This is a genomic window from Rhizobium sp. G21 (genome assembly GCF_014158035.1).
Classification (GTDB): domain Bacteria; phylum Pseudomonadota; class Alphaproteobacteria; order Rhizobiales; family Rhizobiaceae; genus Rhizobium_E.
This window is the reverse complement of sequence record NZ_JACFXW010000001.1, coordinates 3872553-3884941: the sequence shown is the minus strand read 5'-3', so window position 1 is coordinate 3884941 and position 12389 is coordinate 3872553. Positions and strand designations below refer to the sequence as shown.

The 12389-nt window shown below is 61.8% G+C and carries 7 protein-coding genes, 1 tRNA gene and 2 pseudogenes; 6 read left to right on the top strand and 4 right to left on the bottom strand.

Annotated elements, in window-relative coordinates; all coding sequences use genetic code 11:
* Positions 1 to 262: 262 nt before the first annotated feature.
* Positions 263 to 1951 (top strand): annotated as a pseudogene (locus H2O14_RS29535) (methyl-accepting chemotaxis protein); the annotation flags it as partial.
* Between the two features lie 439 nt (positions 1952 to 2390).
* On the opposite strand, the gene H2O14_RS19305 reads toward H2O14_RS29535, so the two are convergent.
* Entirely contained in the window at positions 2391 to 5267 is a 2877-nt protein-coding gene (locus H2O14_RS19305; RefSeq protein WP_182828928.1) for a PAS domain-containing protein, read from the bottom strand.
* Between the two features lie 335 nt (positions 5268 to 5602).
* Between H2O14_RS19305 and H2O14_RS19300 the strand changes: the two genes are divergently transcribed.
* The gene (locus H2O14_RS19300; RefSeq protein ID WP_182828927.1) at positions 5603 to 6013 is read left to right on the top strand and encodes a hypothetical protein; all 411 of its coding nucleotides are present in this window, start codon (positions 5603 to 5605) and stop codon (positions 6011 to 6013) included.
* A 206-nt stretch (positions 6014 to 6219) separates the two neighbouring features.
* On the opposite strand, the gene H2O14_RS19295 is transcribed toward H2O14_RS19300, so the two are convergent.
* A complete protein-coding gene (locus H2O14_RS19295) occupies positions 6220 to 6900 on the bottom strand; it encodes an SIMPL domain-containing protein (RefSeq protein WP_182828926.1) in 681 nt (226 codons plus the stop codon).
* Positions 6901 to 7103: 203 nt separating this feature from the next.
* On the opposite strand from H2O14_RS19295, the gene H2O14_RS19290 reads away from it, so the two are divergent.
* Both H2O14_RS19290 and H2O14_RS19285 read left to right on the top strand, forming a co-directional pair.
* Positions 7104 to 7179 (top strand) — tRNA-Ile (locus H2O14_RS19290).
* A 113-nt stretch (positions 7180 to 7292) separates the two neighbouring features.
* A complete protein-coding gene (locus H2O14_RS19285) occupies positions 7293 to 8930 on the top strand; it encodes a DUF6538 domain-containing protein (RefSeq protein ID WP_182828925.1) in 1638 nt (545 codons plus the stop codon).
* 296 nt (positions 8931 to 9226) lie between these two features.
* Here the strand turns inward: H2O14_RS19285 and istB are convergent, their stop codons facing one another.
* Entirely contained in the window at positions 9227 to 9961 is a 735-nt protein-coding gene (gene istB / locus H2O14_RS19280; RefSeq protein WP_182828924.1) for an IS21-like element helper ATPase IstB, read from the bottom strand.
* Between the two features lie 5 nt (positions 9962 to 9966).
* Positions 9967 to 11458 (bottom strand): annotated as a pseudogene (gene istA, locus H2O14_RS19275) (IS21 family transposase); the annotation flags it as partial.
* Between the two features lie 97 nt (positions 11459 to 11555).
* Here istA and H2O14_RS19270 point away from each other — a divergent pair.
* Together H2O14_RS19270 and H2O14_RS19265 are read left to right on the top strand one after the other, a co-directional pair.
* Positions 11556 to 11870 (top strand): hypothetical protein, encoded by a 315-nt coding sequence (locus tag H2O14_RS19270; RefSeq protein ID WP_182828923.1) that lies wholly within the window; start codon positions 11556 to 11558, stop codon positions 11868 to 11870.
* Positions 11867 to 12379 carry a DNA polymerase gene (locus H2O14_RS19265; RefSeq protein WP_182828922.1) on the top strand — a complete coding sequence of 171 codons (513 nt, stop codon included), beginning with the start codon at positions 11867 to 11869 and terminating at the stop codon, positions 12377 to 12379. The genes H2O14_RS19270 and H2O14_RS19265 overlap by 4 nt, the downstream gene beginning before the upstream one ends.
* Positions 12380 to 12389 lie beyond the last annotated feature (10 nt).

Genomic DNA, 12389 nt, shown 5'->3' with positions numbered 1-12389 from the left:
GTCGACGCCTGTACGCCATCAACCCGGCCGGAGCGATCCCGCCGGGTTTTTCTTTATATGAAAAAGTTCTAAAAGCACCAGCATGCGTCCGGCCTGGTCACCGCCGATTTTCATCGAGCAATAATTTTTTATTCGAAGCAAAATAACAACCAATACGTTCAAATCCATATCGCGGATCACTTAAACAGCGGAAATTTATGATCTTTTCCGAGTTTGGATTTTATCGATTTGGAAAGGTGTCATCGCGTTTCTTGTGCGGGACATGATGTCTGCGACAGCCGATTGCCCGGCGCCAGCCCCTTTACAAGATTTTGTGGAGTTCGAATTGTCCTCCTTTTCCAATCTCAAGATCGTTTACAAAACCGCCTCGATCTTCACGGCGCTCATCCTGCTCTGCCTCGCGACCGCCTATGTGAATTTCACCAGCTCGGCCCAGCAGCAGACCACCTCGGCGATGACCGAGCACACCCATGCGGTGATCGCCCGGCTCAACGCCATCGTCTCGGCCATGGTCGACCAGGAGACGGGGATGCGCGGCTATCTCATTTCCGCCGACGAGGCTTTTCTCGCCCCGCAGAAAGCCGGCGCAGCCGCCTATCGCGCTAATTTCGACGCGGTCAAATCCATGACGGCCGACAACCCGTCTCAACAGCAACGCCTCGACCGTCTCGACCAGGCGGCGCGGACCTGGGAAACCCAGGTCGTCGACCAGGAGATCGCGCTGATGAGCGATCCCGCCACCCGCCAGACGGCTCTGGAGAAGGAAGCCTCAGGCGCGGGCAAGCAGCATATGGACACGATCCGCGCCGTCGTGACCGAGATGATCAATGCCGAAGACGCCCTCCTCGATCAGCGGACCGCAGAGGCGGCCGCCGCCGCGCAGATGGCGAACGCCGTCAACGTCCTCGGCGCCGGCGCCGCGGCCGTCCTCGCCCTTTTCGGCCTGCTGTTGGTCCAGAGCGCCGTGGTGCGTCCCATCCGGCGCCTGAACGACGCGATGGGCGCGCTGGCCCGCGGCGATGCCGACAGCGCCATTCCACATGCCGATCGCCGCGACGAAGTCGGCGAGATGGCCCAGGCCGTGGAAGTGTTCCGCCAGGCCGCGCTGCGCAACCGGCAACTCGAAGCGGACGCCCAGGCCGCCCGCGCCCGCGCCGAGCAGGAACGTCTCGCCCTCACCGCCAAGGCGGAAGCTGAAGCCCAGGCGCGTCTCGATCAGGCCACGGCGGGTCTCGCCGGCGGTCTCAAGCGTCTGGCGGACGGCGATCTGGCCTTCGAACTCGTCGAGCCATTCTCTCCCGACTTCGAGGCGCTCCGCCACGACCTCAACAACGCCGTCCGGCAGCTTGGCTCGACGCTTTCGGCCGTCTCCGGCGCCACGGCGGCGATCGACAGCGGCAGCCAGGAAATCAGCCGCGGCGCGAACGACCTGTCCAAGCGCACCGAACAGCAGGCCGCCTCGCTGGAGCAGACCGCCGCGGCCCTGGACGAGATCACCGCCAATGTCGCGAGCGCCACGGCCCGCGTCAACGAAGCCCGCCATGTCGCCGTGGAAGCCAATGAGGGCGCCACGCGGTCGGGCGGGGTCGTTTCCCAGGCCGTGACGGCGATGGAGAAGATCGAAGCGTCGGCGCAGCAGATCTCCAGCATCATCGGCGTGATCGACGAGATCGCCTTCCAGACCAATCTGCTCGCCCTCAACGCCGGGGTCGAGGCGGCCCGCGCCGGCGACGCCGGCAAGGGCTTCGCGGTCGTGGCGCAGGAAGTGCGCGAACTCGCCCAGCGCTCGGCCCATGCCGCCAAGGAGATCAAGGAACTGATCCGCAAATCCTCGGCGGAAGTGGGCGCGGGCGTCGAACTGGTGCGCGAGACCGGGCAGGCGCTCGGCACGATCGGCGGCCTCATCCGCACCATGAACGAACATATGGAGATGATCGCCACCGCGTCGCAGGAACAGGCGACTGCGCTCGCCGAAGTCAACACCGCCGTCAACCAGATGGATCAGGTGACCCAGCAGAACGCCGCGATGGTGGAGGAAACCAGCGCCGCCGGCGCGCAACTGTCGCACGAAGCCACCTCCCTGCGCGCTCGTGGCCCAGTTCCGTCTCTCCGAAAACCATGGCTCCACCCTGCGCGACATGGCGGCGCGCATGTCCGGCGGCGCGGCGAGGCATCCTGGCGCGCGCGCGCCGCTCAAGCAGGCGGTCGGGCAGAGTCATCACGCGGCCGGCGGAGACTGGCAGGAGTTCTGAGACGCGAAATCGATTACAACGAGCCCGTCCCGGACATCCGGGGCGGGTTTTTTGCTCAAACCGCAAGACCTAGCCGTTGGGGACCCGCCCGAAGATATTTCGGAGATCCGTTCTGCGTCTTCTTCGCGAGAAAGGAGGTCAGCCTTCTCCCGACGCCGCGCGGATCGCCGCCTCGAGCTTGGCCTCGTCATAGGGCTTGCCGATCACCACGGCGTGGGTCAGCCGGTGGCTCACCGATTTCGGATCGTTTCCGGTGGCGATCACCACCAGAAGACCGGGCTTTTGCGCCTGGAGCCTGTGGGCGAGATCGAGACCGTTGCCATCCGGCAGATGCAGATCGACGACCAGCAGGTCGATGGAGGCGTCGAAACGTGCTTCCGCCTGGGCCAGCGTGCCCGCCTCGGCCACGGCGAGGCCCAGCTCTTCGAGCGTATCGATCGTGGTCAGCCGGATCAGCGCCTCGTCATCGACGACCAGAGCGCGTTTAGGCCAGGCGATCCGCGCCGGCGCGCCGGCCTCGTCCGGCGCAAGCGACGCCAGCCGCCGCGGCTCGCGCGCCGCGTCCAGCACCTGCCGCACCTTGCGGGCGATCTGATCCCGTCCATAGGGTTTGGAGATGAATTCGATGCCGCTGTCGAGCTTGCCGTCATGCACGATGGAATTCTGCGTATAGCCGGAGGTGAACAGCACCGCGATCCCCGGCGACATCGCCTGCGCCCGCTGCGCGAGTTCCGTGCTCTTCATCGGTCCCGGCATCACCACGTCGGTGAACAGCAGATCGATCGCCGCGCCGCTTTCCAGCACCGCAAGCCCGCTGGCGGCGTCTCGCGCCGTCAGCACGCCGTAGCCGAGGTCACGGAGAATGGCGACGGCGGTTTCCCGCACGGCGTCGTCGTCCTCGACCAGCAGAATATTCTCGGTCCCGCCCTGCAGCGGCGCCATCGAATGGACCGACACCTCTTCGCTCGCCTCGCTGCGCGGCAGATAGATGCGGATCGTCGTGCCGACCCCCAGCTCGCTGTAGATGCGGATATGGCCCTTGGACTGACGCACGAAACCATAGACCATCGACAGGCCGAGACCGGTGCCCTTGCCTTCCGGCTTGGTGGAAAAGAACGGCTCGAACACCTTGTCCAGAATGTCTGGCGCGATGCCGCCGCCGGTGTCGGTGATGGCGAGCATGACATAGTTGCCGGGGGCGATGTCGGCGCCCTGGGCGTAGACCGCGTCGAGCACGGCGTTGCCGATCTCGATCGTCAACTTGCCATGCCCCTCCATCGCGTCGCGGGCGTTGATGGCGAGGTTGAGGAGCGCCGTCTCGACATTGGTCGGATCGACGATGGTGTTCCACAGCCCGGCCGCCACCACCGTGTCGACCTCGACGCCCTCGCCGATGCTGCGGCGGATGAGGCCATCCATGTCGCGCACCATGCGGCCGAGATTGACCACTTTGGGGGCGAGCGGCTGCCGGCGGCCGAAAGCGAGCAACTGCGCGGCGAGTTGCGCGCCGCGATCGGTGGCCGCCAACGCGTTCGACACATAGCGCCCGCCCTTGTCGTCCAGCTTGACGTGCCGGTTAAGCAACTGCAAGCTGCCGGTGATCACCTGCAGGAGATTGTTGAAATCGTGGGCGATGCCGCCAGCGAGATTGCCGACCGCCTCCATCTTCTGGCTCTGGCGCAGCGCCGCCTCGGTCTTTTCCAGTTCGGCGGTGCGTTCGTTGACGCGTTGCTCCAGCGTTTCCGCCAGATATTCGAGCTGGGCTTCGGTGGTCTTCTGATCGTCGATGTCGGTGTTCGTCCCGACCCAGCGCAGCACGACCCCGCTGTCGTCCTTGCTGGGAATGGCGCGGGTGATGTGCCAGCGATAGACCCCGTCGCGCCGCCTCAGCCGGATTTCCGCCTGGAAAGGCTCCCCCGCCGCTCGCGCGGCGAGCCAGGCGCCTTGGGCGCGCGCCTGGTCGTCGGGATGCAACGTCGCGCCGATCGGCCGCCCCATCATCTCCGCGAGCGACAGCCCCGAATAATCGGTGACGCGTTCGTTGCACCACTCCAGCCGTCCGTCGCAATCGGTGGTCCAGGCGTGATTGGGAATGGATTGCGCCAGGGAGCGGAACCGGGCCTCGCTTTCGAGCGCGGCGTCTTGGGCCAGTTTCTGCTCGGTGATGTCGTGTCCCTGGACGAAAATGCCGATTGTTTCGTCGTCCCGGTCCTTGATCGGATGATAGATGAAATCGAGATAGGCTTCGCGCCGGCCGCCGCCGTCGCCCTCGAGCACGACGCGCGCGCCATGGGCGACGAAAGGCTCGCCCGTCGCATAGACCTGGTCCAGCAGGGTGATGAATCCCTGCCCCTCCACCTCCGGCAACGCCTCGACGACGCTTCTGCCGATGATGTTCGTCCGGCCGACGAGATCGATGTAAGCGGCGTTGGCCATGTCGAAGACATGATCCGGCCCGAGCAGGACGGCCATGAAGCTCGGGGCCTGTTCGAACAGGCTGCGAAGATAGAGCCGCTCTTCGGCGAGCGCGAGATTCTGATGCGCCACGCGATCGGCGCGATTGAGAACGTCGGTCTCGACCTTCCAGTCCCGCGCCGTCTCCTGCCGCAGCCGGTGCAGTTCCGTCACGTCGACCGTGTGCTGCAGGATGAAACGCAGTTCGCCGCTCGGCGACAGGATCGGTTTATGCGTGGCGCTCCAGTAGCGATCCTCCAAGGTTCCGTCGGGCCGGGCGATCGGATAGGGAATGAGTGGTATCTGGTCTTCCTGGCCAGAACGGACCACCTTTTCCAGCGAAGCGCGCAGCAGCCGATAGGAGGTCGAATCCGGGTCGCTCGGAAACGCCTCGAACATGTTCCTGCCGAGAATGCTCTCCCGGCTGCGCATGGTGACGGACAGATAGGCGTCGTTCATCGCTCGAATGCGAAACTCGCGATCGAGAATGACATAGGGATTGGGCGCTTTGTTGAAGAGCTGCGCCAGATCGGTGACGTCCAAAGTCTCGATAAAATTCATAACGCCGGAACCCAGATGATGCGAAGTCCGCCTCAGTCAAGCGCGATGATCGTGCACGCTCGCCGCTCATCCTCCGCTCCCGGGCGCCGCTTCGCGCGTCGACACCGTTTGGAAGCTGAAACATTCCCCATGCCCCGTGTCAACGCGCCCGCGGATCATTTTCTCGCCCCCGCGGGGCGATAGGAACATGTTCAACAAACTGTAAACGCCTTCTTCATCATCCTGAACGATAACTGAACGGTGAGTTCCATATCCGTTCAGAGAGCCGGAGATAAGGTCGTCTCAACGCTCGGCAAGGACATCGGAATCCGAGTAGTGGACCAAGGAGAGCATCAATGACCAGCTTCATCACCAAAGCGGCGCTTGCCGTCACACTTGCACTCGGCGCATTGGGCGCCGCGGGCCAGGCAAATGCCGGCGGCGTCGATGTCGATGTCCGTATCGGCGGTCCCCGCCATTACCGTCCGCCGGTGATCGTGCGCCCGGCGCCCGTAGTGGTCGTCCGCCCTGCTCCGATCGTGGTCCGTCCCGCTCCGATCGTCGTGCGCCCCGCGCCCGTCGTGGTGGTGAAGCCCGGATATGGGCGCTGCTCGCAGAACCTCGCTTTGCAGAAAGCCTACAACAGCGGCCTCAACCGCGCCTATGTCGCCAAGGTCGGCCCCAACCGCGTGGTCGTGAACGGCAAGATTCGCGGCGCCTGGGCGAAGATGGTTTTCGCCAATGTGCGCGGTTGCCCGCGCGCCTGACACGCCCCTGCGGCGACGACACGGATCGGCTTTTACGCATTCATCCTGTCATCTGCGTGAAAGTCGCTTCAGGCCCTCCCAGGCTCTCGCCCGGGAGGGCCTTTCGATTTTGGAAAGACCGCCGAAGCAGGCATGATCCCCGCGAGGCGTCGCGGCGACACGCCGTCCCGGCGCAGAGCCGGGACGGCGTCGGCAGGCGAGCCGGATCAGGGCTTCGGCTTGATCGCGATCTTCACCGACACGCTGGCGCTATAGGTGTTTTCGCCGGCGGCCACAGGCACGGCGTCGGCGCTTTCCTTCGCGGCCATGGCCATGCGCGCCATGGGGACGGGTTCGGAGACGGCGGCGTTGTCGGCGATCTCCAGCACCTCGCCCAGGCCCACTCCCGCCGCCTCGGCCAGGATCTTCGCCTTGGCGAGCGCGTCGCGCACGGCCTCGGCGCGCGCCTTGTCGATGGCGGCTTCCGGCTTGTCGTTGAGGAAGCGGATATCGCCGCCCTGATTGACCCCGAGCGTCACGGCCGTGTCGAGCAGCACGCCGAGTTTGGACAGATCGCGCAGCCGCACCGTCAGCGTATTGCCGACTTGATAGCCCATCAGCTTGGGCGGGCCGCCGTTGTTCTCGCCGGAATAGTCGTATTGCGGCTGGATGAAGAAGCCGGAGGTCTGCAGATCCCTCTCCGACACGCCGGCCTTCTTCATCGCGTCGAGCACATCCGCCATCGCCTTGTTGGAGCCGTCCAGCGCAGCCCGCGCCGTGGCCTCCGTGCGGACCACCGCGAGATTGACGAGCGCCATATCCGGGACGAGCGCCGCCGTGGCCTCGCCGCTCACCGAAATGGCCGGCCTGGCGGCGACGGCGTCCTGCGCGACGGCGACGGCCGGCAAGGCGGCCGCGACGCTGAGCGCCCCGAGCGCGGACGCTGAGAATTTTCATGGAAAGACGCGGCATGTTTCCTCCGTTTTATCGAAACCACTCCTGCCTGCGCCACGATTGTGCAACTATTGAGACGCCGCTTGCCCCGCCGGAAAAATTCGGCTAGACGCAGCGATCAAGGCAAGACCATTGCACCGCCGAGACTATCCGGCACGGGCCTGTAGCTCAATGGTTAGAGCCGGCGGCTCATAACCGCTTGGTTGGGGGTTCGAGTCCCTCCGGGCCCACCATCATTTTTCTATTGCATTGATATTGCAGAAAAAGTACCAAATTCAGATTGTTGGCTGCCGCCTAGGTTCCAACATTGGTTCCAACAATTTGCAGTTTTCAGGCTAGTTTTTCAATGGCAAAAGCCCCCGGATTGGTCCGGAAAAAGAGCGCGTTCTTTTACGTCCGGCGAATTCCTGAAACCATAAAGCCCATGTTCGGGAATAAGACTCAGCTCACAATTCCGTTGGGGACTTCCGATCCAAGGGTTGCCGCAAATCGCGCGCGTGCCAAGGCTGCAGAGGTCGATGCTGCATTCCAAAACGCAAAACTGGGTATAGCGACAAGCCTCTCGTTGGCTTCAAAAGTGAGTGTGTCTCAGCTTGAAGCGGCTGCTCGCATCCATCTATTTGAACTGGAACGCAAAAACAGGGGCGTTGTCCCAAATGCTGACGAGGAGTTCGAGGCAGGTGAGATGCTCGCGCATCTTGAGAATGGAGAAGACGATTGGGGCACCCACATTCATGGCCGAGCCGTGCAGATAGCCGCCAAAACAAGGCTACAGATAAAGCCGGGAGACATATACTGGGGAGAATTCATCGATCTCGTGCACCGGGCCGAAACTGAACATTATCGCCGCAGAATTGACCGAGCCAGGCAGGTTCATGCTTTTCGGGTCCACGATCGGTTGTTTGATCAAATCCACGATGGAGCCGCGCGGCCCACGTTGTCGTCAGAAACAGGCAATTCGCTGTCGGATGTGATTGACAGATTTGAGAATGACCCGCATCGGGCACACCTCACCGAAAGTGCGGGAAAGAAATATCTTATCCCGCTCGCAGCCTTGCGTGAGGTAGTGGGCGACGACATTTCCATTTCGGCCATCAGTCGAGTTCAGTGTGCCGAAACCGTTGATATGATCGCCCACTTGCCAACCAATTATACAAAATACCGCGAGTTTACCGGTAAATCGCTGCGTGAAATAAGCGAGATGGCGGCCAAATCAGGACGCCGATTACTCGCACGAGGAACAGTCGAGGTTTATGCGCATCATCTTTCGGCGTTCTTCAATTTCGCAATCCAAAAGGGGCTTTGCGAAACCAACCCGGCGATGCGCCTCACTCCGAAGATTGGAACGACGCAGAGCGAACGGTTGCCATTCAACATGGAGGAATTGAACCGCCTTGTTTCGCATTTGTCCAGCTGGTGTGGAGACCAGCGTGGAGGACGCTTCTGGTTACCGCTCATCGCTCTGTATTCCGGGATGAGGCTCGGTGAGATTATTTGGCTGACGCGTGCGGATATTCAGGTCGTGGATGGCGTAACCGCGTTCGTACTAAGCCGCACGGATGATCGCAGCCTGAAAACGAAGGGTGCGGCGCGTGTTGTGCCTGTGCATCCTGTCCTTATCACGCTTGGATTTGCATCGTTGATTGAAGGAAGTGTGCCCGCCACCGGACGCCTATTCAGTGATCTCTCCGGCAAAACCCAGAAGCAAGCCGTGGATCACTTCCAAAAGCGGTTCAGCTATTGGCTGAAGACACATATCAAGGTCCGAAATGGCGTTTCCTTCCACTCCTTCCGTCACACCTTCCGCGATGCCACTCGCGACGCTGAGCTTTCCATTGACGCGGTCAGAGCAATTGGGGGCTGGAGCCGGGGCTCCGGAATAGAAGAGCGGTATGGGCAGGGTGCAAAAATATCCAAGCTGGCAGAGTGGATGGCCAAAGTGCGATATCCAGAGTTGGATTTGACCTCAGTCATGAAAAAATGAAACCGGGTGCAAAAAGCGTGCTCGATTTAGAATGTGATATTGACCTGCACAAACACCGCGGCTGTTCCGGCCAGTTCAATTTGAGTGTGGACAAGTCCGACATGATCAACGTGCCGCCCGAGGACGTCGTTGATGACACGGGCAAGGTGATCCAGTTTGTCAATCGGCGTGGAATATTGACCCCTTATCGGCGTCCAATTTTGACCCCCTGCCTGCGTAGATCAGCACTTGGCACGCCCGGCGCTGGCCGGGGTTGCAGAGGGCGGGCCAAGTGCGGGTGATGATCGTCGTCGGCTTTAGCTTTGAGAGCGGTTTTTGAAGCGCCAGGACTCGTTGCCGGTTTCGACGATCTCGCAGTGATGGGTGAGCCTGTCGAGGAGCGCGGTGGTCATCTTGGCGTCGCCGAACACCGTTGGCCATTCGCCGAACGCGAGGTTGGTGGTGACGATGATCGAGGTGCGCTCATAGAGCCTGCTGATCAGATGGAATAGAAGCTGGCCGCCGGCCTGGGCGAACGGCAGATAGCCGAGTTCGTCGAGGATGATGAAGTCCAGGCGGTTGAGATAATCCGCCGTCCGGCCCTGCTTGCCGCTGCGTGTCTCCGTTTCCAGCCGGTTGACAAGATCGACAACGTTGAAGAAGCGCCCGCGTGTGCCGTTGCGGATAAGGGCGCGGGCAATGGCGATGGCCAGATGGCTCTTTCCGGTGCCGGTGCCGCCGACGAGGACGACATTGCGCTGGTCGGCGACAAAAGTGCCGGTCGCTAGGTCGCGCACCAGGGATTCATTGACGGGCGTATTCTTGAAGTCGAAGTCATCGATATCCTTGGCCAGCGGCAGCTTGGCGATGCTGAGCTGGTAACGGATCGATCTGGCCTGCTTCTCGGCGATCTCGGACTGCAGGAGGTCACCGACGATACGCGGCGGCTCGTGCTGGCGCTTGATGCCATTGCCCATGACCTCGTCGTAAGCGCTGCGCATGCCGTAGAGCTTGAGCGTGCCCATCAATTCCAGAACCTGGGTGCGTTCCATCAGCTTGCCCTCCTGAGGCTGTCATAGCGTGCGCAATCGGCCACCGGTTCATGGGTCAGCCGCAACGCATCGGGAGTTTGAAGAATGGCTGCCGGAGCCGGGTCACGCCGCCTGGCCAGAATGTTGAGGATCACCGAGGCCGAACAGGCGCCCTGATCAAGCGCTTCCTGGCAGGCGGCCTCCACGGCGGAGAGACCATCACTCGGCACGCATCCGAGAATGGTCACCATCTGCCGATCACCGTCATCAAGGCTCTTCAGCCGCTTTCGGACTTTCTCCAAGGCGGCTGGCAGAACCCAGTCGCGGAACGGAGCGCCATTGCGCAGGGCACCGGGCTTGCGGGCCAGGACAGGCAGATAATGCCAGGGATTATAGACGGTATCGCCGCGCCCGAAGGACCGCTGATGCTCGCCGATATTGACGCCGTCCTGGCGGATGACGATCCTGTCGGCATAGGCATGAACCTCGACGGGACGGTACGGCTTTGGAGAGGACCGAGTATTTGTTGTTGTCGAAGCGAACCGTGCAGGTCTTCGATACCGATGCCGGAACGCAGTGGAAGCCGTCGAACGGACCGGCATAATGCACAAGGCTGCCGCGTTCAGCCTCGAACATCTGCCAGATCGTCTGCTCGGACTGTTCGGGATGGCGGTGCGATCTGGCATAGGCGATGCATTTGTCGAGCAGCCAGACATTCAGCTCTTCCAGGCTTTTGACCCTGAGGCGCGGCGTGAAGAAGCGCTCGCGCACCAGGCCAACCTGGTTCTCGACCTGACCCTTCTCCCATCCGGATGCCGGGGTGCAGGCGACCGGTTGAACGAGATAATGGCTGCACATTTGCAGGAAGCGCCTGTTGTATTGCCGCTCCTTGCCCACGAACACCGCCTCCACCGCCGTCTTCATATTGTCGTAGATGCCGCGCGTGCAGGTGCCCCGGAAGAAGGCAAACGCCTTCTCATGCGCGTCGAACACCATCTCCTGGCTCTCGCGCATATAGGCCCGAGCAAACATCATCCGGCTATGGCAGAGCCGGACATGGGCGACCTTGATGGTCGTCGTCACCCCATTGATCAGCACGATCTCATGGCTCCAGTCGAACTGGTAGGCCTCGCCCGGCGCGTAATAGAGCGGCACATAGGCTTCCCCTGTGGCCGACCCACGGGTCTTCGCCCAGGTCTTGGCGTATCGGCGGACAGCATCGTAGCTGCCATCGTAGCCGAGTGCCCGCACCTCCTCGTAAATCCGGATCAGCGTCAGCCGTTCGCGCGAAGCCTTACCTTCGTTGGCAACCAGGAAGCGCTCGATATCGGACTTCCACGCTCCGATCCTGGGCAGCGGCTGATGTTCACGCTCATAGGCGAAGTCGGTCTCGTCAGACCGCAGTATCTTGCGCACCGTGTTGCGGGAGACATGCAGTTCGCGGGCAATCTTCTTCATCGACCAGCCCTGCACATGGAAGGCCCGTCGAACACGCGCAATCGTATCCACTCGCTTCAACTCCCTCTCCATCCGCTGCCAAAAGCCGGATGGTCAGATGAAATCCAAGGGGGTCAAAATTGGATGCCGATTACCCCGCTGAAGGGGTCAATTTTGCATGCCGAAACACATCCAGTTCGGTATGCGCAAATACGCGGGCGGCGACACGGACGCTACTTTCCGCCTTGCTCAGCCCCTCGATCGCCAGTTCCGCCGCGATCCTCGGGCCTATAACTGCTATCGGCGTGTCCAGTGGCCGGCGATGTTGGCCTTTACCAAAACCGTCGAGCGCTACGGCATCTTCGTGAATAAGGACGCCTTGCGCCAGCTCACGAGCGAAGTCTCAAACTTCGTCGAAAAGACAGAACAGGAGCTTATGGCGCTGGTCCCCTGGGCCTGCGAAAGCACTACCTCGAAGCCGGCAAGGAAATGAAGTTTTCGCAAGACAAGGTGAAGATCGACATCTTGTTCACCAAACGCGGGTTCAACCTCAAGCCGAAGGTTTGGACCGCGTCGACGGCGAAGCTGCCTATGAAAGACCGGGTGCCGTCCCTCTCCATTAAGGATCACCTCCCTTACTTCACCATGGCGGAAGGGGCTGCGGGCGAATTCGTGCGCAAGCTGCGGGAATACCTCCAGTGCCAGAAGCTTCTATCGACCTATCTGGGGTCGGAGAATATGCAGACAGGGTTCTGGCAATACATCGCCCCGGACGGGGCAATCTATCCGTACTACAAGCTGCACGCTACCGTCACAGGCAGAACCGCCTCAGAAAATCCGAATGGGCAGAACTTCCCCAAGCGAGGTCGCTTCGCAAAGACCTACGGCAAGATCTTCCGCGCCCGGCCCGGCCACAAGCTGGTAGCTGCCGACTTGAGCCAGATTGAGCTGCGGCTGGCTGTTTGGATGGCGCATGAGCCGACCATGCTGGCGATCTACTGAACCGGCCCGG